The following is a 20,026-nucleotide window of genomic DNA, read 5'->3' as shown; positions in this document are numbered from 1 at the left end:
CAGGGAGGCGGGCTCGCAGCGGCCCCGTCGCGTCAGCCGGCCAGAAGCCCCGCGACATGGGCCACGAGCCGCCGGGCGACTTCCTCCTTGCCGAGGCGCGGCCAGGTTTCCACCGCACCGTCCCGTCGGATCAGGTGAACCGTGTTGTCGGCGCCGCCCATGACGCCGCCCTCGGCCGACACGTCGTTGGCCACGATCAGGTCGCAGCCCTTCCGGGCAATCTTCGCCCGGGCGTGCTCGACGACCGTGTCGGTCTCGGCGGCGAACCCGACCACGAGGGGCGGGCGCCCCACCGGCAGGCGGGCGATCGTGGCGAGGATGTCGGGATTCTCCACCAGCGGCATCGGCGCCGGGCCGGTACCGTCCTTCTTGATCTTCTTGCTGCCGGCCTCCTGCTCCGGACGCCAGTCGGCGACCGCGGCGGCGAAGACCGCGATGTCGGCCGGCAGCGCCGCCTCGACGGCTTCCAGCATCTGCCGGGCGGTCTCGACCCGGACGACGGCGACGCCCGGCGGATCGGGGAGCGCCACGGGCCCGGAGACCAGGGTCACGGCGGCACCGGCCGCAGCGGCGGCCGCCGCGATGGCGTGGCCCTGGCGGCCGGAGGAGCGGTTGGCGATGTAGCGGACCGGATCGATCGGCTCGTGGGTGGGACCGGAGGTCACGAGCACGCGCCGACCGGCCAGGGGCCTGTCCCCGGCCTGCTGGCCGAGCATCCGCTCCAGCGCATCGGCGATCTCGTTGGGCTCGGCCATGCGGCCGGGGCCGGATTCGGGCTCCGCCATCCGGCCGGCATTCGGCCCCACGATCCGGACGCCGTCGCCCTCCAGGACCGCGCGGTTCCGGCGGGTGGCCGGATGCGCCCACATCTGGACGTTCATGGCCGGCGCGATCAGGATCGGAAGGGTCGTCGCCAGCAGGACCGTGGTCGCGAGGTCGGCCGCGTGGCCGCCGGCCATGCGGGCCATCAGGTTGGCGGTCGCGGGCGCCACCACCACGGCATCCGCCTGACGGGCGAGCTTGATGTGGCCGATCTCGGCCTCGGAAGCCCGGTCGAACAGGTCGGTATGGGCCCGCTCGCCGGCGAGCGCGGCGGCGGCAAGGGGCGTCACGAATTCCTGCGCCCCCGCGGTCAGCACCGGGCAGACGCTGGCGCCGCGCTCGCGCAGGCGCCGGATCAGGTCGAGGGCCTTGTAGGCCGCGATGCCGCCGCCGATGACGAGGAGGACGCGGCGCTGGGCGAGGGTCTCGGTCATGCCGACGACCCTCTGCGCGCCGGTGCGCGCCCGTCAAGCGGCCTCAGGCCGCGGCCGAGACTGCCGGAGCCTTCAGCCCGCCGAACCGGCGCTCGCGGCGGCCGAACTCGGCGACCGCCTCGGCCAGGTCCTCGGGACCGAACTCGGGCCACATCCGCTCTGTGAAGTGCAACTCGGCATAGGCCGCCTCCCACAGCATGAAGTCGGAGAGACGCCGCTCGCCGCCGGTGCGGATCAGCAGGTCGACATCGACGGGAGAGCCGTGCATCGGGCCGGCCACCAACTTGCCGAAGCTCTCGCGGGTCGGATCTTCGCTCTGGAGGCGCTGCGCCGCGGCGATGATCGCGTCGCGGGCCGAGTAGTCGACGCAGATCCGGAGATGCAGCCGGGTCCCCGCCGCCGTGGCGGCTTCCGCCGCGGCGATCGCCTCGGGGATGCCGTCCGGCAGACGGTCGCGCCGGCCGACGACGCTGAGGCGCGTGCCGGTCCGGGCGAGGCGCTGGGTCTCGTTGCGCAGGTAGGAGCGCAGGAGCCGCATCAGGCCGCCGACCTCTTCGGCGGGGCGCTGCCAGTTATCCGCCGAGAAGGCGTAGAGCGTGAGCGTGCCGATGCCGAGATCCGGACAGGCCTCGGCGGTGCGCCGGATCGACTCCACGCCGCGGTGGTGGCCGGCCAGCCGCGGCAGGCCGCGCTGCGTGGCCCAGCGCCCGTTACCGTCCATGATGATCGCGGCGTGCAGGGGACCCGGCACCGCTTCGCTTTGCATCGTAAAGTCTCCCGGCATGGGCGTGGCGTTCAGGTCTATCGAGACGGGATTAACATTCCCGGCGGGACGGGGCGGTCTCACGCCGTTTTCGTGGCCGGATCGAGGCCGCGGACACCGGATTCGGGGCCGCGCTCGGCGGCCTGCGCGGCGTCGCGCACCACCTGCTCGAGCACGCCGAGATAGCCGATGAAGCGCTGGCGCCCGGTGACGGTGAGGCGGCAGACTGTCTGCGACCGGTTGTGCGCGAAGCCCTTCTCGAGGCTCACCAGATCGGCCTCGCTCAGCACGGCGAGGTGGCGGCTCAGGTTGCCGTCGGTGAGCCCGCACAGGCGTTTGAGATCCGGGAAGGGCAGGCCCTTCGGATGCGCCACCAGGGAGGTCAGCACGCTGAGGCGCGCCCGCTCGTGGATGATCCTGTCGAGCCCCTCGTAGGAAAAGCGCCCGTCGGAACGGTCAGCGGTCGTCATCGAAGGCCCGGGCCGCATGATGGATGATCCCGGCCAGCCACGCTTGACCGAGCAGGAAGGGCAGGCCCATCGTCCAGGGGGACAGGGCCCGGGTCTCGGCCGAGACCGCCAGCACGGCGAGCCCGGCGAGCAGGTACCAGGCGCCGACGCCCTGGACAGCCCGCGGCAGGATCCGGGACGAGGCGAACAGGCCGAGGCCGACCAGCACCTGCCAGAGACCCGGCAGCATCCAGACCTCGTCGGGTGCGAAGCGGGCGACGACCAGGGCGAGGCAGGCCCCCGCGCCCGCGGCCGGCAGGAACACCTCGATGGCGTTCCAAACCATGGCGTCGGCGAGGCCGGAATGCAGGCGCCGGCTGCGCCGGACCGCCTCGACGCCGATCATCATGAAAGCCGCGAGGGCGGCCGCGATCCAGAGGCCGAAGAACAGGCCCGGCCGCGCCGCGGGATCGCCGAGCCAAAGGGCCTGCCCCGCCGCGCAGGCCAGCGCGAGGAAGCCGGTGCCGGCGACCGTCGCCGCCCCCAAACCCCGGAACGCCGTGTCGCGGGCGATCTGCGAGCGGATCGCCACGATGTCGGCCAGCGCCTTGTCCAGGTCCTGCATGTGCCTCAAGCCCCCGGCTGCAGCATGCTTCGCACCGCGCTTTGCATCGCAAAGTATCGACAGGATGGGCTTTCCGCAAGCCGCCTGTCCCACTCCGCGGATGCGGATCTTCTCAGCATCCGAGCCCGAGGTCGAGATCGGCACCCCGTGAATTCTACTTAATGGCTGTATTCGCTACACCTTCTCCAGTGGAAAGGGGTCTCGCCCACCCGCCGGTCCGAGGCGCGAGCGGCCTCCCACGGAAGTTGTCAAACTGCACCCGTGCAGGGTTCCTCGGAGCGGGGTCCAGGCCCATATTGTTCTCATGCCAGCACCGAAGAAACCGCGCGCCGCTTCCGTTTCGGCGTCGTCCGCCAAGGCGTCGAAGCCCGAGCTCAAGCCGCTCGACACCTATCTGGCCGAGCTCCTGAACCCGGCACTCAACCGGAACCGGCCGGCCGCCGTCGAGCCGCCCCCCGAGCCGCCCGCGCGGCCGGGCAAGCCGAAAGGACGAGCCGGCAAGGACGGCACCAAGGCCGCCGCGCGCCGGGGCGCGATCGCCCGCGACGGCTTCGCGGAGGCTCCGCAGGCCGGTTACGCCCTCGGCGACGCGGCCGATGTCGATCCGCGCCTCGCCCAGGCGCTCGGCCTGACGCCACCGGAGGACGGTCCGGTGCCCGAGGGCGCCGACCTGCCGGATCCCGGCGGCGACGGCGGCGCCTCGGCCACGGTGTCGGCCCTGGAGCGGCTGCTCACCGAGGGCAACCCGCTGTTCAAGGACGGCCAGACCTGGGTCCCGCACCGCCCAGAGCGACCGAAGAAATCCGAGGGTGGCGTCCGGTTCACGCTGAAATCCGAGTTCAAGCCCGCCGGTGACCAGCCGAAAGCGATCGCCGAACTCGTCGGCGGCGTGCAGGGACTCGAGCGCGATCAGGTGCTGCTCGGCGTCACCGGCTCGGGCAAGACCTTCACGATGGCCAAGATCATCGAGGAGACCCAGCGCCCGGCCCTGATCCTGGCGCCCAACAAGACGCTGGCCGCGCAACTCTACGGGGAGTTCAAGGCGTTCTTCCCGGACAACGCCGTCGAGTACTTCGTCTCCTATTACGACTACTACCAGCCCGAGGCCTACGTTCCGCGCTCCGACACGTTCATCGAGAAGGAATCCTCGATCAACGAGCAGATCGACCGGATGCGCCACGCCGCCACCCGCGCCCTACTGGAGCGCGACGACGTCATCATCGTCGCCTCGGTCTCGTGCATCTACGGCATCGGCTCGGTCGAGACCTACACGGCGATGTCGTTCACCGTGTCGCTCGGCGAGCGGATCGAGCAGCGCCAGCTCATCGCCGACCTCGTGGCCCTGCAGTACAAGCGGATCCAGTCGGATTTCGCCCGCGGCACCTTCCGGGTGCGCGGCGATTCCATCGAGCTGTGGCCCGCCCACTTGGAAGACCGCGGCTGGCGCATCGGCCTGTTCGGCGACGAGGTCGAGAGCATCGTCGAGTTCGATCCGCTCACCGGCAAGACGATCTCCGAACTGAAATTCGTGAAGGTCTACGCCAACTCGCACTACGTGACGCCGCGCCCGACGCTGCAGCAGGCGATCAAGGGCATCAAGAACGAGCTGAACGGCCGGATCGAGGAATTGACCAAGATGGGCCGGCTCATCGAGGCGCAGCGCATCGACCAGCGCTGCACCTTCGACATCGAGATGATCGAGGCCACCGGCGCCTGCAACGGCATCGAGAACTATTCCCGCTACCTCACCGGCCGGAAGCCCGGCGAGCCGCCGCCGACCCTATTCGAGTACCTGCCCGACAACGCCCTGGTCTTCACCGACGAGAGCCACGTCACGGTGCCGCAGATCGGCGGCATGTACCGGGGCGACTTCCGCCGGAAGGCGACGCTCGCCGAATACGGCTTCCGGCTGCCCTCCTGCCTCGACAACCGCCCCCTGCGCTTCGAGGAATGGGACGCGATGCGCCCGCAGACGGTCCACGTCTCGGCGACGCCCGGCAAGTGGGAGATGGAGCAGACGGGGGGCGTCTTCGCCGAGCAGGTGATCCGCCCGACGGGACTCGTGGATCCGGTGATCGAGATCCGCCCGGCCCGCAGCCAGGTGGACGACCTGCTGGGCGAGGTCCGCGAAGTCGCGCAGGCCGGCTACCGGACGCTGGTGACGACGCTCACCAAGCGCATGGCCGAGGACCTCACCGAGTATCTCCACGAGAACAGCGTGCGGGTGCGCTACATGCACTCCGACATCGACACGCTGGAGCGCATCGAGATCATCCGCGACCTGCGGCTCGGTGCCTTCGACGTGCTGATCGGCATCAACCTGCTGCGCGAGGGCCTCGACATCCCGGAATGCGCCTTGGTGGCGATCCTCGACGCCGACAAGGAAGGCTTCCTCCGCTCGGAGACCTCGCTGATCCAGACCATCGGCCGCGCCGCCCGCAACGCCGACGCGCGCTGCATCCTGTACGCGGACAACATCACCGGCTCGATGGAGCGGGCGATGGCCGAGACCGAGCGGCGCCGCACCAAGCAGCTCGCCTACAACGAAGAGCACGGGATCACGCCGCAGAGCGTGAAGCGCGGCATCGCCGACATCCTCAGCAGCGTGTTCGAGCGCGACCACGTCCAGGTCGATACCGGGCTGGCCAAGGACGCGATCACGGTGGGCCACAACCTCAAGGCCGTGATGGCGGATCTGGAGAAGCGCATGCGCGCCGCCGCCGCCGATCTCGACTTCGAGGAGGCAGCCCGCCTGCGCGACGAGCTGAAGCGGCTCCAGGCCACCGAGCTTCTGGTCTCGGACGACCCGATGGCACGACAGAGCGACGTGGAGCGCGAGGCCGGGAAGTTCGGCCGGAAGGCGCCGCGCGGGGCAGGGGGCGCAGGCGGAGGCGGCAGCCGCATCGCCAAGCCCGACCTCGACAATATGGGCCCCGGCACGGACCGGGAGCTTCCGGTGGGCGGCCTCGCGCCGGCCTGGCAGGAGCGGCCGAAGCCGCGCTCGACGCAGGGGCTCGGCGGGCAGAAGCCCAAATACAAGGGCGGCGGCGGACGGCGGCGGGGCTGACCGGCCGCCGTTGGCTCAGGCGGCCTCGTGATCCCGGCCATGCGCCGTCGCGGCCTCGCCGGCATCGACGATGGCCTGGGCGATCCGGACGGCGAGGGCGTTGCAGGCCTCGTCGTAGGCGTGGGGATCGGCCTGTACGGCCGCCTGTGCGACCGCGCCTGCGCGCTCCCGGACGATGTCGCGCGCGGTGCGCAAGGCGTCGGCGAAGGGCTCGAAGGGTCGGGGCATCGGCGCGCTCCGGAAGCGTCGGGCCTTTGGCCCGGATTGGCGGCTGGAACGAGCAGCGCCCCGAAACTGTTCCCGCCGCCGCTGGACGTGGACGCCGGACCGGCCCAGATCAGCGGCCAGAAGAGACGAGCACGCGATGGCCTCAGAGACGAACACGCCCCCGACCCTCGATGACGAAACCCTGGCCTTCGCCGCCCGCGTCTTCCAGTACGCGCGGATGGGCCATGCGGAGGATCTCGCCGACCTGTTCGGGCAGGGGCTGCCGGCGAACCTGCGCAACGACAAGGGCGACAGCCTGCTGATGCTGGCCGCCTATAACGGCCAGGCGGACGCCACGCGGGTGATCCTGGAGGCCGGCGGCGACCCGGAACTCGCGAATGACCGTGGCCAGACGCCCCTCGCCGGCGCGGCCTTCAAGAACGATCTCGCGATCGCGCAACTCCTGCTCCAGCACGGGGCCAAGGTGGACGGGACCGGCGACGGCACCCGCACGGCCCTGATGACGGCGGCGATGTTCGACCGCACCGAGATGGTCGACCTGCTCCTCCGCCACGGCGCCGACCCGGACCGGCGCGACGCCTCCGGACAGAGCGCCGCCGACATGGCCCGGTCAATGGGTGCCCAGGCGACGCCGGCGCAGCTCGACGGGGCGCCCCGGAGGCAGGCTTAGGCCCACTTTCAGAAACGGATCCAAGCGGGCGCGACTGTCGCCGCACAAGGGAGCACAGCTTTGGCGCGATGGATTGGGGCGGTCCTGCTGGCCTGCTTTGCGGGACCGGCGTCCCTCGGGTCGACCTCCGCCGCTGAATCGCCCTGGCCGGCCTTCGGACACGATCCGAGCAACCGCAACTTCTCCGACCTGACCCAGATCGACCGCGACACTGTCGGTCGGCTGCGCCCCGCCTGGATCTTCCAGACCGGAATCACCGGATACTTCCAGGCCCAGCCCGTGATGGTGGACGGCACCCTCTTCGTCTCCACGACGCAGAACAACGTCGCGGCCCTCGACGCGAAGACCGGCAAGCCCGTCTGGACCTACACCCACAAGCCGCGCACCGAGAAGATCTTCGGACCGCCCTCGAACCGCGGGGTCGCGGTGTCGGGGGGGCTCGTCTTCGAGGCGACCATGGACGGGCGGCTGATCGCCCTCGACGCGAAGACCGGCAGGATCGTCTGGGACAAGGAGGCGGTCCGCCCTGAGGAGGGCGAGAGCGAGACCGCCTCGGGCCTCGCCGCGACGCTCGGCGGCAAGCCCGTCCAGGGCTCGAGCCGCCTCGGCTTCAAGATGCCGCCGCTGGTTGCCGACGGGCTCGTGATCGTCGGCGTCACCGGCGCCGGATACGGCCTCCACATCGAGGACGAGGCGGGCGGCCTCGATGGCGGCGCCGTCGTCGGCATCGAGGGCGGGTACGGGCGACGCGGCTGGCTCGCGGCCTACGACGCGAAGACCGGCGAGGAACGCTGGCGCTGGTACGTCACGCCGTCCGAGGGTTGGGAGGGGGGCTTCGTCGCCCAGACCGCGGACGGCACGCCGCTCCACCGGGACATCGCCGCCGAGAAGGCCGCCGCTCCGGCCAACCGCGACGCTTGGCGCGTCGGCGGCGGCTCCCTCTGGATGACGCCGGCCTATGATCGGGATCTCGGCCTGATCTTCCTCGGCACCGGCAACCCGGCCCCGCAGAATTTCGGCCTCTCGCGTCCGGGCGACAACCTCTACACGATGTGCCTCGTGGCCCTCGACGTGAAGACCGGCGCGCTGCGCTGGTACTACCAGCAGGTGCCGCACGACGAATGGGGCTACGACGTCGCCGCGCCGCCCTTCCTGCTCGACATGCCCGGTGGCGCGAAGGCGGTGGCTTCGGCAAGCAAGACCGGCTGGATCTACGTCCACGACCGTGCCACGGGGACGCTCCTGGCGCGGTCCGCGCCGCTCGTCGATCAGCAGAACCTGTTCGCGCCGCCGACGCCGCAGGGCACCGTGGTGGCGCCCGGTCCCCTCGGCGCGGTCTCGTGGCCGCCCACCGCCTATGACGGCCGGCGCGCCTACGTTCAGGTCCGCCACGGGGCGACGACCTACACGGTGAAGACCGTTCCGGCGGCCGCCGGGCGTCCGGAGATCCGCTACACGGAGACGGGCGAGGCGAAGGGCGAGGCGTCCTTCAGCACGCTGACGGCGGTCGACCTCGTGGATGGCGGCAGGATCGCCTGGTCGGTCCGCAGCGGGAGCCGTCTCTCCGGAGGGACCCTGGCGACGGCCGGCGGCCTCGTCTTCTCGGGAGAGGAGGACGGCCATCTCGACGCCCACGATGCGAAGGACGGCCGGATTCTCTGGCGCTTCCAGTGCGGGGCCGGCATCAGCGGCCCGGCGATGACCTACGCGCTGGACGGCAAGCAATACCTCGCGGTGGCGGCGGGCGGCGCCTCCTTCACCAAGGCATCCGGGTTCGGCACCGGCGACGCATTGCTGGTCTTCGCGCTGCCCGATTGACCGCGACCGAGCTTGGCCGGATGTCTCCCGTCCGTTCGGGGGACGGATGGCCATGGCGGACCTGTGCGAGGACATCGGGGGCGGGGCGACGGTCCAGCCGACGGATCGCGGTCCGCCGGTCATCCGCACCATCGCGATGCCCGCCGACACCAACCCCGCCGGCGACATCTTCGGCGGCTGGCTCATGGCACAGATGGATCTCGCGGCCGGCAACGTCGCGGCCCGCCGGGCACGGGGACGCTGCGCCACCCTCGCGGTCGACGCGATCACCTTCCACCATCCGGTCTTCGTGGGCGACGAGGTGAGCCTCTATGCGTGGCTCCTGAAGGTCGGGCGCTCCTCCCTGCGCATCCAGGTCGAGGTCTGGCGGCGCGAACGGGCGAGCGAGGTCACCATGAAGGTGACCGAGGCGACCTTCACCTTCGTGGCGATCGGCGAGGACCGGCGCCCGCGGCCTGTGCCACCGGCCGAATCCGGGCTCTGATCCGGTTTCGAGGACGGGATCGGGGCGACCTTCAGCGACGCGGCGGGATCCACGGCGCCTGAGAGGACCGGTACGGATCCGGACCGGTGGCGTGCGCCCGAGGGTCAGCATTCTATGCGCGCGGGCGGTTTTGCCGATCCGGGACCGTATCGGATCGGTGCCGGACGGCCGCAGCCCTGTCATCGCGGGCCGTGAGACCGTGGCGACCGTTGAAGCGCCGGGAAACATGCGCCTCGGTGGCGAAGCCGCACCGATACGCGAAGGCGCCGATCGACATGTGGAGGCAGGCCGGGTCGGATCGACGTCCCTCTCCGGGCGCGAGAGAGGCAGTTCCAGGAACCGTCCGGGCTGTCGGCGTCCGACGCGACGCCGCCAGCCCGTCGATCCGGCAGGACGATCCCGCCCGGAGCCTGAACCGAGCGCCGGTCGGCAGGGCGAGCCACATCCATCCTGCGCCGATCCCGCAGGGCGGTCGCCAAGCGGCTGCATCTCGGTCGCGAGGACGGCATTCCGCGCGCGTCCCGCGTCCGGCGGCGATACGCGTGGGATGGCCAAGCGCCGAGGGTCGGGGACGATCGGGCGGCGGATCCGCCTCAGCGCGCCAGGACGGCGTAGCGGGTGCGCAGGCGCAGGCCGAACACCGCCATCATGAACATGCAGCAGGTGGCGTTGTTACCGTTGTAGAGCACCGTCTCGAAGGAGGCCGAGACCAGCCCGAGAAACCACAGCCGCAGGAACAGCATGGTCTCCGCGTCGAGGCGCATTCCGCCGGCCACGCGCTGCAGGTCGCGCACCGGGGCGAGGACGAAGGCCACCACGGTGAGCGCGAGGAACGGCAGGCCGCCGATCAGCGCGGTGTCGAGATAGGCGTTGTGGGCATGGTCGACGGTGGTGACCCAGGTGAGCTCCTCGGAACCGGCGTACATGGTGCGTTCGGTCATCCAGAAGGCGCCGATGCCCCAGCCGCGCCAGGGCCGGATCATGATGTTGTCGATGGCGAACTGCCAGATCTCGCTGCGGCCCGTGAAGGTCGCGTCGGTGAGCAGCGCCCCCACTGCGTCCTGGATCGGCGGCGCGAGCACGGAGCCGATGGAGATCAGCGAGAACCCGATCACGGGGCCGAGGAGCAGCAGGCGCCGCAGGAACCCGCCGGTGAGGACCTGGCACAGGCCGGTGACGGCGAGGATCACCGGAAGGAGCAGGATCGCGGTCTTCGAGCCGCTCGCCACCAGGAAGCCGGCCGCCAGGATCACGATCGCCCAGCCGAGCAGACGGCTCGCGACGGTGGCGACGTAGAGGCCGACGATCACCAAGATCACCATGGCTGCCCCGGCCTCGTTCTTCTGCGGGAAGATTCCGCGCCAGAGACCGGGATGGCTGGGATCGGAATTGACGTCGAAGGCCGAGTGGATCGCGAGATTGGGCACGAGGGCGACCGCGAGGTAGGAACCGAGCACGATCACCAGGGCGGATCCGGCCATGGTCAGCGCCAACTGCCGGGGGGATCGGGCCACGATCAGCACGCCTGCCGAGAGCATCGCCGCGATGGCGAACAGGACGAGCCGCCGCAGCGACAGGCTGGGCTCGATCGACAGGAGCGCCGTCGCCCCGAGCCAGAGGGCGCAGAGGACGAGGGGGCGCGTCAGCAGTGGATGGAGGTGCCGGACGCCGATCCGGTGGATCGCCGCGGCCATGGCGGCACCGGCGCCGAGAAACAGGACCTGCGTCAGCAGGCTTCCATCCTCGGAGGCCGCGAGCATCGACCGATCCGACAGATCCTTCAGCCAGACGTGGTTCCAGAGCAGGACGAAGACGAACCCGTTCAGGAGCACGCGCAGCACGTCGGGCATGTCCCGGCCCGCGACGCCGCGCTGCCGCCCGTCGGCCGGGATCCCGATCGCCGCGTCCGCAGAAGCCATGCCGTCCCACCGCGAGGCCGCGCCGTGCGGCCGAGACCATTCTAGCGGCCCGCGTGTCCGGGGCGATGGAAAATCAGACGTTCCGGCCGACGATCGCGCGATAACCTTGACGTAAGCCCGAAGCGATCAGCGCCGCATCGTGTACTGCGAGCGGCCGGCGGATTGCCGCATCAGGAACGAGGCCATCTCGGCGAGTTCCGGGGCCTTGGAGCGGAAGGTGACGGACAGCGCCAGCAACGTGTCCTTGTGATCGAGCCCCGCATAGATCCGCTCCTGGACCGGGACGTGCTCGGCCCGCAGCTTGGCGGCGAGGCTAACCGTGTGCCGCGGTTTCACCACCGTGTCGGCGTCTCCGGTCGCCAGGAAGGCGGGGGGCGAGAGCGGGCCCGCGAAGGCCACCGGCTGCGTTGCCTCCGGATCGGGAGCCTTCCCGAACACCTTCACGGTGGTGTCCTGATCGAACGGCAGGAAATCGTAGGGTCCGGACAGGCCCGCGACCGCCTTGATGACCTTGGGATCGATTCCGGCCGCGATCACGTAGCGCGGGTCGAGGCCGAGCATCACCGCGTTGTAGGCCCCGGCCGAGTGGCCGGCGAGCACGATCCGGCGCGGATCGCCGCCATAGCCCGCGATGTTGTCGCGCACCCAGGCGATGGCCGCCGCGCCATCCTCCAGGAAGCCGGGAAACGGCGCCTCCGGGTAGAGCCGATAGTCGGGCAGCACCGTGACGAAGCCCTGCGCGGCGAGCGCGTGCCCGACGAAGGCGTAATCGTCCTTGGAGCCGCTCTGCCAGGAGCCGCCGTAGAAGAACACGAGGACCGGCGCATTCTCGGCGGCCGCCGTCGGGACGTAGACATCGAGGTGCCGCCGCGGCCCTTCGCCGAAGGGCTGGTCCTTCGCGGCGAGGCGCCCCCCCGGATCGCGCGGGCCGATCGCGTCGAACAGGGCGAGCGGCGAGGCAGCGGTGAAGCCGAACGCGGCGAGCCCGAGACAGAGGAGGCTAGCAAACGCGGTGAGGAGGCGTGTCATATCCCATCCGGTTATCCCGACCGGCTCATACCGCACCGCCCTCGGGGCGGATTGATGACGGTCCCGCGGCGGATCGTGGAAAATCAGGTCCGCAGGACGATGCAGGCACCCCCGACCTTGCGGATGCGGCCGCACAGGTCGTCGGCCGCCTGCCGGCTCTGCGCCGGGATGCGGATCCGGTAGAAGGCGCGGGTGCCGCGGTTGCGCAGACGGGTACCGATGATCATCGGCCGCACCTCGCCGATCACCCCCGCATAGGCGCTCCGCGCCCGGTTGAAGCTCTGGAGCGCCAGCGCCTTGGAGAAGTTGCCCGCGAGCTGGATCCCCCAGGGAGCGGCCGGTCCCTCGTTGAGGCCGAGGGCGAAGCGGTCGCCGCGGGACGGGACGCGCAGGCTGGCGGTCACCTGCAGGCAGGTCTGCGGTGCCTCCGGATGGGCCTCTTTCGGGTCCTTCGGGTCCTTCGCGTCCTTCGCGTCCTTGCCCTCGGGCTTGGCGGGTGCACCGCCCTCCGGGTACTCGATCGCCTTGGCGGGCCCGGTCCGCCAATCGTCCACCGGCCGGCCCGTGATGACCGCCACGTAGGTCCGGGTCTCGGCGGGCAGGCCGCCATCGCCGGCGAGCCATTTGCTGACCCGCGCGGCGCCACCGTTATAGGCTGCGGCCGCGAGACCGAGATTGCCGAACTGGGACTTCAGATCGGACAGCAGATGGGCTGCGTGCGGGATCGCCTGCTCGGGATCGAACGGGTCGAGGAGGCCGCGCTCCCGTGCCGTTCCCGGCATGAATTGCGCGATGCCCTGCGCCCCGGCCGGGCTCACGACCCCCACGCGAAAGCTGCTCTCGCGCCAAATCAGGCGCGTCAGGAACGGCACCGGCAGGCCACGGGCCTTGGCGGATTCGTCGATCAGGCGGCACAGGGCCTGCTCGACGGTCTCGGTCGCCCCTTCGGACGGGGCGGCCGCGGCCGGATGCGCGCAGGCGAGGGCGAGGAGCAGGGCGCCGAGGCGCAGGGGCGGGGCAATCACGCCGCGCATGTAGCGACCTGCGGGTGCGGATCAATCCAGACCGTCAACCTTCCCGTGCGGTTCGGGCGGTGCACCTTTGCGCTATGGCGCTTCCGGGCCGGTCCGTCGTAGCGTCCCGACATTCGAGCGCCCCACCAAGGCGGCGCCATGGGAGATGCGCCGATGTCCGATCTGGCAACCCTGCGCGGCCTGTCCGGCCTCAGCCCCGCGCCGGCCCCGCTCACGGGTTCCGCTCTGGTGATGATCGACCTGCAGCAGACCTATCGCGAGGGCGTCATGCGGCTCGAGGGCGTCGAGCCTGCGCTCCGCGAGGCCGCGGGCCTGCTGAAGCGGGCGCGCGACGCGGGGATCCCGGTGATCCATGTCCGCCACAATGCCGGGCCGGGAACGCCCTACGATGTGACCGCGCCGATCGGCCAGATCAGCCCGGAGGTGGCGCCGCAGGGCGACGAGCCGGTGATCACCAAGGCCTATCCGAGTTCCTTCGTGGGCACGGACCTGCAGGCACGCCTCCAGGAAGCCGGCGTGCAGGACGTCATCCTGGCGGGATTCATGACGCATATGTGCGTCAATTCCACCGCCCGGAGCGCCTTCAACCTCGGGTTCCGTCCCACCGTCGTGGCCGCCGCCACGGCGACGCGGGATCTTCCCGGGCCGGACGGACACGTGGTGCCGGCAGCCCAGCTCCAGGCCGCGAGCCTCGCCGCCCTCGGCGATCTGTTCGCCGTGATCGCGCGCGGGCAGGGCGACATCCCGGACTGACGCCGTGGGAACAAGGCTCCCGCTCCGCACAGCCCGCGCGGTATCCGCCTGAAGCGGCGGCACGGTCGAATCCGACGGGATCAGGACTGGAGCCGGTCGATCTCGGCGATCACCGCGTCGAGCGCCGGCCGCCCGTCGGGATCCGGCTGCATACAGGCCTGCGCCAGAGCCCGCAGAGTCTCCGGCGGCGTCGCGCAACGATCGAGCAGCTCATCGATCAGGATGCCGACGGCGCGCACCTCGACCCGCGCCAGCACCGCGCCGCCCCGTCCGTCCGGGAGCGCCGAGGCGGCACCGAAATCGCTGAGCACGGCGGCGCCGGTTGCGGCATCCCACAGGGTGTTGTGGGCATACACGTCGCCGTGGAGCAGCCCGCGCCCGTGCAGATGGGTCACCGCCTCCGCGACCGAGCGGGCGATCCGCAGGGCCTCGGCCGGTTCCAGTCGCAGGCTCGGATCGTAGACGTCGCGGCTGCAACTCGCGAGGCTCGGCGGGCCGGCGAGCACCCGCCAGTGCGACGGGAGAAGCCGGAGCAGCAGCCCCTGGACGCCGGCGGGATGATCGTGGAGCCGGCCCAGCGCACCGGTAAGCGCCGGATGCGTGCCGGCAGCGAGACAGGCCTCCATCTCCCGCTCGGGCAGGCCGTCGCTGGTCATGGCGCCCTTGAACAGCTTCAGGGCGACATCCTGCGCGGCGATGGGACCGCGCCAGGCCGCGCGGAAGACGCGGCCCGACGCGCCCTCACCGAGCTGATCGCCGACGTCCAGGTCCGCCCACGGCACGCGCGGCGCGTCCGCGGGCTCGGAGGCCGGCTCGGCGGGATTGCCCGCGTAGGCGACCCAGGCGAGGCGCGGAAGGGTGCCGAGCCAGGGCGGCAGCGCTTCGAGCCGGTTGCAGGAGAGCCGGATCAGCTCGAGACGCGCCGCGCCCGCGAAGCTGTCCGGCAGCGCCGCGATCCGGTTCCCCGACAGCATCAGCTTCTGGAGCAGCGGCCGCTCGCCGAGGGCGGCGGGCAGTTCCGCGATCGCGTTGTCGGTCAGCGTCAGCCAGCGCAGGTCGCGCGGCAGCGACTCCGCCGGGACCTCGCGGATGCCGCAGCCGCGGAAGCCCAACTGGCTGAGCGCGGGGCAGGCGCCGAGCACCGGCGGCAGGCGTGGGAACGGATTGCCGGAGCAGAACAGCACGCGCAGGCGGTGGAGGCGGCCGAAATCGTCCGGCAGGTCGGCGAGGTCGCCCCGGCCGAGATCCAGCACCTCCAGCGTGTCGGCGAGGGCGAACACCTCGCGCGGCACCGCCGTCAGCCCGTCGGGCAGCCGCAGCTCCCGCGCGCCGCCGAGATCGCCGCGCCGCAGGGCCGCGAGGGTTTCGCTGCGGTCCAAGCTTCAGCTCCGCTTGAAGAAAGCGTCGGCCGCGCCCTGCGCCGCCTGCTTGGCGGCCCGCGCCGCCTCGAGCCGGGCGATCTCGGCGCGCAGGAGCGCGACGCGCGCGTCGAGATCCCCGAGGGAGAGCGTGTCGAGGGGCTGCCCGATCTCGTGGGCAACGGCCTTGCGCGGCCGGTCGTCGTCGTCCCGCACGTCGTGTCCTCCCTAATCCAGGAACGATGTTCCGGCCCCGTCCCAGGCCAGCCCGAGATGGGCCGCCACGGTGGCGCCGATATCCGCGAAGGTCTCCCGCCGGCCGATCGACCGGGCGGCCACGCCGGGGCCGAAGGCCAGGACCGGGACCTGCTCGCGGGTGTGGTCGGTCCCGGTCCAGGTCGGATCGTTGCCGTGGTCGGCCGTGATCACGGCAAGGTCGCCCGGCGCCAGCGCCGCCAGGATCTCGGGGATCCGGGCGTCGAACGCCTCCAGCTCCGCGGCATAGCCCGGCACGTCGCGGCGGTGGCCGTGCTCCGTGTCGAAATCCACCAGGTTGACGAAGATCAGGCCGCCCGCCGGCAGGGTCGCCAGCGCGGCGAGTCCCGCCGTCACGCAGGCCGCATTCGGGCCCGGCTTGATCTCGCAGCCGGTGGCGCGGTGGGCGAAGATGTCGCCGATCTTGCCGACGCTCACCACCGCGCGGCCGGCCGACTCGGCCCGGTCGAGCAGGGTGCGCCCGGGCGGCGCGACCGCGAAATCCTTGCGGTTGACGGTCCGGCGGAAGCCCGCCTCCGCCGAGCCCACGAAGGGCCGGGCGATCACCCGGCAGACGCGGTAGGGGTCGCACAGCCGGCGCGCCACGCGGCACAGGTCGTAGAGCCGCTCCAGCCCGAACGCCTCCTCGTGGGCGGCGATCTGGAACACGCTGTCGGCCGAGGTGTAGCAGATCGGCTGGCCGGTCCGGACATGCGCGGCGCCCAGCGCGTCGATGATCGCGACGCCCGGCGCGTGGCAATCGCCCAGGATGCCCGGGATGCCGCCTTCCGTGATCAGCGTGCGGGTCAGCTCCGGCGGGAAGGCCGGCCGGGTGTCGGGGAAATGCCCCCAGGGCTCGGTCAGGGGAAGCCCGGCGATCTCCCAGTGACCGGAGGGCGTGTCCTTGCCGGCGGCCTTCTCCACCGCGTGGCCGTAGGCGCCCCGCGGCGGCCCCGCCGGCGCGAGGTTCGGCGGGATGCGGCCCGAGGCGCCGCCGGCCGCCAGTCCGAGCCCGAGTCCGGCGAGATGGGGCAGACGCAGCGGACCCGCGCGCAGCCCCGCCCGATCGCCGCTTCCCTCCGCGCAGCGCTCGGCGATATGCCCCAGCGTGTCGGAGCCGGCATCGCCGTAGCTCTCCGCATCCGGGGCCCCGCCCACGCCCACGGAATCGAGGACGATGATGAGGGCGCGCGCCATGGTCAGGCGGATTCCAGCTCGGCGGGCGCGTCGCTCTCGAGGGCGAAGGCGGCCTTGAACAGGGCGCGGGTGTAGGGGGTCTGAGGTTTCGCGAAGATCGACTCCGCAGGGCCTTCCTCGACCACGTGGCCGTTCTGCATGACGATCACGTAGTTGGCGAGGGCCCGCACCACCTTCAGGTCGTGGCTGATGAACAGGTACGCGAGGCCGCGCTCGCGCTGGAGGTCGCGAAGCAGGGTCACGATCTGCGCCTGGACCGAGCGGTCGAGGGCCGAGGTCGGCTCGTCGAGGACGACGAAGCGGGGATTGAGGACCATGGCCCGCGCGATGGCGATGCGCTGGCGCTGGCCGCCGGAGAACTCGTGCGGGTAGCGGTCCATGGCGGCCGGGTCGAGCCCGACATCGGTCAGGGCCTTGGCGACCACGGCGCGGCGCTCCGCCCGGGAACGCGCCGCGCCCTGCACCACCAGCCCCTCGGCGACGATGTCGGCCACCGACATGCGCGGCGAGAGAGAGCCGTAGGGATCCTGGAAGACCACCTGCATGTCCTTCCGCAGCGGGCGCATCTGCGCCACGCCGAAGCCGTCGATCGCCCGTCCGAGGAAGACGATCGGCCCTTCCGAGCGCGTGAGCCGCAGCAGGGCGAGGCCGAGGGTCGTCTTGCCGGAGCCGGACTCGCCGACGACGCCGACGGTCTCGCCGGTCCGGACCCGCAGGGACACGCCGTCCACGGCCCTGACATGGCCGGTGACGCGCCGGAGCAGACCCGATTTCAGCGGGAACCAGACCTTCAGGGGCCCGGCCTCCAGCAGCGGCGCGGCATCGGCCGGGACGGGGTTGGCCCGGCCCTTCGGCTCGGAGGCGATCAGGCGGCGCGTGTACTCGTGCTGCGGATCCGCGAAGACGGCCTTGGTCGCACCGGCCTCCACGATGCGGCCCTTGAGCATCACGCAGACGCGGTCGGCGATCCGCTCGACGATGCCGAGATCGTGGGTGATGAACAGCATCGCCATGCCGAGGCGCTTCTGCAGGTCGGCGAGCAGCGCCAGGATCTGCGCCTGCACGGTGACGTCCAGGGCCGTGGTCGGCTCGTCGGCGACCAGAAGGTCCGGCTCGCAGGCGAGCGCCATGGCGATCATCACGCGCTGGCGCTGGCCGCCGGAGAGTTCGTGCGGGTAGGCGCCCATGCGCCGCTCCGCGTCGCGCAGGCCCACGAGGTCCAGAAGCTCCAGGATCCGCCGACGGGCCGCCTTGCCGGAGAGTCCGCGATGCAGGCCGAGTACCTCGCCGATCTGCCGCTCGATCGTGTGGAGCGGGTTCAGCGAGGTCATCGGCTCCTGGAACACCATGGTGATGTCGGCGCCGCGGACGTCGCGCATCGCCCGCTCGGGCAGCTGCGCGAGGTCGCGGTCCTTGAACAGGATCCGGCCGTCCTGCCGGGCCGATCCATCGAGGAGGCGCAGGATCGCCAGCGCCGTCACCGACTTGCCCGATCCCGATTCGCCCACGAGGGCGAGGGTCTCGCCCCGGCGGATGGCGAAGGAGACGCCGTCGACCGCCACGGTCTCGCCCTCCCGCGCGCGGAACGCCACGGACAGGTCCTCGACGGCGAGGAGCGGCTGGGGATCGGCCTCTGACATGAGCCCCTTATAGCGCGCCCGGCCCCGGACCCTAGCCCGTGCGGGTGCCGCATGACGCCCACCCGACATGTGCGACGGCAGGCTCCGGGAAGTCGCGCGGCCGCCCGCGCTGCGCCGCGTTCCTAGCGCGCCGGCGCCCCGGGATCGATCGCCGGCAACTCGTTGGCGGGCAGCCCCATCCCGGCCTGGGCCTGCGGCCCTCCGGCGCCGCGGGCGCGGTTGGCGAGGGCCACGGTCAGGCGCTCGGCGGTCTCGGGCTGCATCACCGCCAGGACCTCGGACATCTTGCGGGGATTCATGGCCAGCACGATCGGGACCAGTACGTCGAGCCCGAGCCGGTCGAACACCCGGGCGGCGTCCTTGGGCTTCATCGCCTCGTACATCGTGACGATGTTCTTCAGGCCCTGCTTCTCGGCGTCCTCCTTCGCCTTCGCGACGGCGTCGACCTTGTCCTCGGCCTTCTTGAGGTCGCCCAGGCCGGTCTCGAGCTTGCGCTCGGCCTCCCCCAGCATCTTCTCGCGCAGCTCCAGCTCCTCGCTCTTCTGGCGCAGGGCGTCGCGCCGGGCGCCGAGCTTCTCCAGGAGCAGGCGCTCGGTGGGCGAGGCCGGGTTCCCGGCCGCGGGCGGTGCGGGCCGCGCCGGGGGCGGTTCCGGCGGCTTCTCGGTCGCGGCGGCCGGCGCCTCCTTGGCGCCCACCGATCCGGTCGTCACCGGGTCGTAGGGCTCGTAGCCGGTGCGCGCCCGGGCGACCGCGCGCCCGTATTCCGGAAGCTCGGCGCTCTCCGGCAGGCCGGCCTGCAGCAGGCTGAGCAGCTTGAGCACGAGCAGCCCGCCCGCCGCCAGCGCCACGGCGTCGATGAGGCGCAGCCGGAACTGCCGGACGGGCTTCCGGCGCGCGCGCCGCTGCGGCGTCGCGGCGCGGCGTATCCGCTCCTCGGGATCCGGCTTCGGCGGCGGGATCTTCGGGGCCTTTACGCCGGTCACGCGGCGCGCGCCCGGACGCGGGCGAGGGCGCGCTCGCTCATGGCGAGGGCCGCCGCGGCCGCCACCCCGAGGCGCTCCCCGTTCGGACCGGCCTGCTCCGGCCTGCGCTCGGGCGGGATCTCCGGCGCGGGCCTCGGCTCAGGGGACGGCTCGGGACGGATCGGGACGGCGCGCATCTGCGCCACGATGGCGCCGATGCGCGTGATCACGCCCTCGCCGGCCTCGACCTGCAGCTTCAGCTCGGCGGCGCGGATGGTGGCGGTTTCCAGGCTGGCGTTCAGCGTGCGGTCGCCCTCGTCGATCGTCGCCCGCAGACCGGCGATGGCCCGCTCGGCCGTGCCGGTCGCCACCATCAGGTCGCCGATGGTCTGGCGCAGGGCGGCCTCGTCGCCCTTCATCTGGCCGATGCGGCGCGAGAGACGGAGGGACGTGACGATGGTCGCTGCCAGGAGGACGGCAACCAGGATGTCGGCGGCGAGGGTGACGAAGAGACTCATG

At 71.8% G+C, this 20,026-nt stretch carries 19 protein-coding genes; 5 read left to right on the top strand and 14 right to left on the bottom strand.

Going from position 1 to position 20,026, the window contains the following annotated elements; translation table 11 throughout:
• Positions 1–32: 32 nt before the first annotated feature.
• From coaBC to GGQ91_RS10185, 4 genes are all read right to left on the bottom strand, one after another.
• On the bottom strand, positions 33–1,256 hold the full coding sequence (gene coaBC / locus GGQ91_RS10200) for a bifunctional phosphopantothenoylcysteine decarboxylase/phosphopantothenate--cysteine ligase CoaBC (RefSeq protein ID WP_043755923.1): 1,224 nt from the start codon (positions 1,254–1,256) through the stop codon (positions 33–35).
• 43 nt (positions 1,257–1,299) lie between these two features.
• Complete coding sequence (locus GGQ91_RS10195; protein ID WP_182591906.1) at positions 1,300–2,022, bottom strand: di-trans,poly-cis-decaprenylcistransferase; 723 nt, start codon at positions 2,020–2,022, stop codon at positions 1,300–1,302.
• A 77-nt stretch (positions 2,023–2,099) separates the two neighbouring features.
• On the bottom strand, positions 2,100–2,489 hold the full coding sequence (locus GGQ91_RS10190) for a transcriptional regulator (RefSeq protein ID WP_043345490.1): 390 nt from the start codon (positions 2,487–2,489) through the stop codon (positions 2,100–2,102).
• Positions 2,476–3,093: a hypothetical protein gene (locus GGQ91_RS10185; protein WP_043345491.1), complete on the bottom strand. Its 618-nt coding sequence runs from the start codon at positions 3,091–3,093 to the stop codon at positions 2,476–2,478. The genes GGQ91_RS10190 and GGQ91_RS10185 overlap by 14 nt, the downstream gene beginning before the upstream one ends.
• 304 nt (positions 3,094–3,397) lie before the next feature.
• On the opposite strand from GGQ91_RS10185, the gene uvrB reads away from it, so the two are divergent.
• The gene (gene uvrB, locus GGQ91_RS10180; RefSeq protein WP_043388682.1) at positions 3,398–6,160 is read left to right on the top strand and encodes an excinuclease ABC subunit UvrB; all 2,763 of its coding nucleotides are present in this window, start codon (positions 3,398–3,400) and stop codon (positions 6,158–6,160) included.
• 15 nt (positions 6,161–6,175) lie between these two features.
• Here the strand turns inward: uvrB and GGQ91_RS10175 are convergent, their stop codons facing one another.
• Positions 6,176–6,388, bottom strand: a complete 213-nt coding sequence (locus tag GGQ91_RS10175; protein WP_043388686.1) for a hypothetical protein — start codon at positions 6,386–6,388, stop codon at positions 6,176–6,178.
• 136 nt (positions 6,389–6,524) lie between these two features.
• Here GGQ91_RS10175 and GGQ91_RS10170 point away from each other — a divergent pair, with 136 nt between their 5' ends.
• Genes GGQ91_RS10170 through GGQ91_RS10160 form a run of 3 tightly spaced genes read left to right on the top strand, consistent with a single transcriptional unit; the run spans position 6,525 to position 9,360 of the window.
• A complete protein-coding gene (locus tag GGQ91_RS10170; protein ID WP_075379716.1) occupies positions 6,525–7,058 on the top strand; it encodes an ankyrin repeat domain-containing protein in 534 nt (177 codons plus the stop codon).
• A 60-nt stretch (positions 7,059–7,118) separates the two neighbouring features.
• The gene (locus GGQ91_RS10165; protein ID WP_182591905.1) at positions 7,119–8,876 is read left to right on the top strand and encodes a pyrroloquinoline quinone-dependent dehydrogenase; all 1,758 of its coding nucleotides are present in this window, start codon (positions 7,119–7,121) and stop codon (positions 8,874–8,876) included.
• Positions 8,877–8,928: 52 nt separating this feature from the next.
• Positions 8,929–9,360 carry an acyl-CoA thioesterase gene (locus GGQ91_RS10160; protein WP_051976355.1) on the top strand — a complete coding sequence of 144 codons (432 nt, stop codon included), beginning with the start codon at positions 8,929–8,931 and terminating at the stop codon, positions 9,358–9,360.
• A 593-nt stretch (positions 9,361–9,953) separates the two neighbouring features.
• Here the strand turns inward: GGQ91_RS10160 and GGQ91_RS10155 are convergent.
• The 3 genes from GGQ91_RS10155 to GGQ91_RS10145 form a co-directional block, all read right to left on the bottom strand.
• Positions 9,954–11,279 (bottom strand): O-antigen ligase family protein, encoded by a 1,326-nt coding sequence (locus tag GGQ91_RS10155; RefSeq protein ID WP_182591904.1) that lies wholly within the window; start codon positions 11,277–11,279, stop codon positions 9,954–9,956.
• Positions 11,280–11,405: 126 nt separating this feature from the next.
• Positions 11,406–12,308, bottom strand: a complete 903-nt coding sequence (locus tag GGQ91_RS10150; protein WP_043346765.1) for an alpha/beta hydrolase — start codon at positions 12,306–12,308, stop codon at positions 11,406–11,408.
• Positions 12,309–12,391: 83 nt separating this feature from the next.
• Positions 12,392–13,342 (bottom strand): lytic transglycosylase domain-containing protein, encoded by a 951-nt coding sequence (locus GGQ91_RS10145; protein WP_053610943.1) that lies wholly within the window; start codon positions 13,340–13,342, stop codon positions 12,392–12,394.
• Between the two features lie 153 nt (positions 13,343–13,495).
• Here GGQ91_RS10145 and GGQ91_RS10140 point away from each other — a divergent pair, with 153 nt between their 5' ends.
• A complete protein-coding gene (locus GGQ91_RS10140; RefSeq protein WP_043388702.1) occupies positions 13,496–14,095 on the top strand; it encodes a cysteine hydrolase family protein in 600 nt (199 codons plus the stop codon).
• An 80-nt stretch (positions 14,096–14,175) separates the two neighbouring features.
• Here the strand turns inward: GGQ91_RS10140 and GGQ91_RS10135 are convergent, their stop codons facing one another.
• From GGQ91_RS10135 to GGQ91_RS10110, 6 genes are all read right to left on the bottom strand, one after another.
• A complete protein-coding gene (locus GGQ91_RS10135) occupies positions 14,176–15,474 on the bottom strand; it encodes a leucine-rich repeat-containing protein kinase family protein (protein ID WP_182591903.1) in 1,299 nt (432 codons plus the stop codon).
• Between the two features lie 3 nt (positions 15,475–15,477).
• Positions 15,478–15,669: a DUF1192 domain-containing protein gene (locus tag GGQ91_RS10130; RefSeq protein WP_043388707.1), complete on the bottom strand. Its 192-nt coding sequence runs from the start codon at positions 15,667–15,669 to the stop codon at positions 15,478–15,480.
• A gap of 12 nt (positions 15,670–15,681) precedes the next feature.
• Complete coding sequence (locus GGQ91_RS10125) at positions 15,682–16,905, bottom strand: phosphopentomutase (protein ID WP_182591902.1); 1,224 nt, start codon at positions 16,903–16,905, stop codon at positions 15,682–15,684.
• 2 nt (positions 16,906–16,907) lie between these two features.
• The gene (locus GGQ91_RS10120; protein WP_043388711.1) at positions 16,908–18,545 is read right to left on the bottom strand and encodes an ABC transporter ATP-binding protein; all 1,638 of its coding nucleotides are present in this window, start codon (positions 18,543–18,545) and stop codon (positions 16,908–16,910) included.
• Positions 18,546–18,667: 122 nt separating this feature from the next.
• Entirely contained in the window at positions 18,668–19,528 is an 861-nt protein-coding gene (locus GGQ91_RS10115) for a MotE family protein (RefSeq protein WP_043755938.1), read from the bottom strand.
• Positions 19,525–20,025, bottom strand: coding sequence for a DUF6468 domain-containing protein (locus GGQ91_RS10110; protein WP_043352105.1), 501 nt, complete (start codon positions 20,023–20,025; stop codon positions 19,525–19,527). Before GGQ91_RS10110 ends, GGQ91_RS10115 begins: the two co-directional genes overlap by 4 nt.
• Between the last annotated feature and the right edge of the window lies 1 nt (position 20,026).

The organism is Methylobacterium fujisawaense (assembly GCF_014138435.1).
Lineage (GTDB): Bacteria > Pseudomonadota > Alphaproteobacteria > Rhizobiales > Beijerinckiaceae > Methylobacterium > Methylobacterium fujisawaense.
This window is presented reverse-complemented; position numbering and strand designations above follow the sequence as displayed.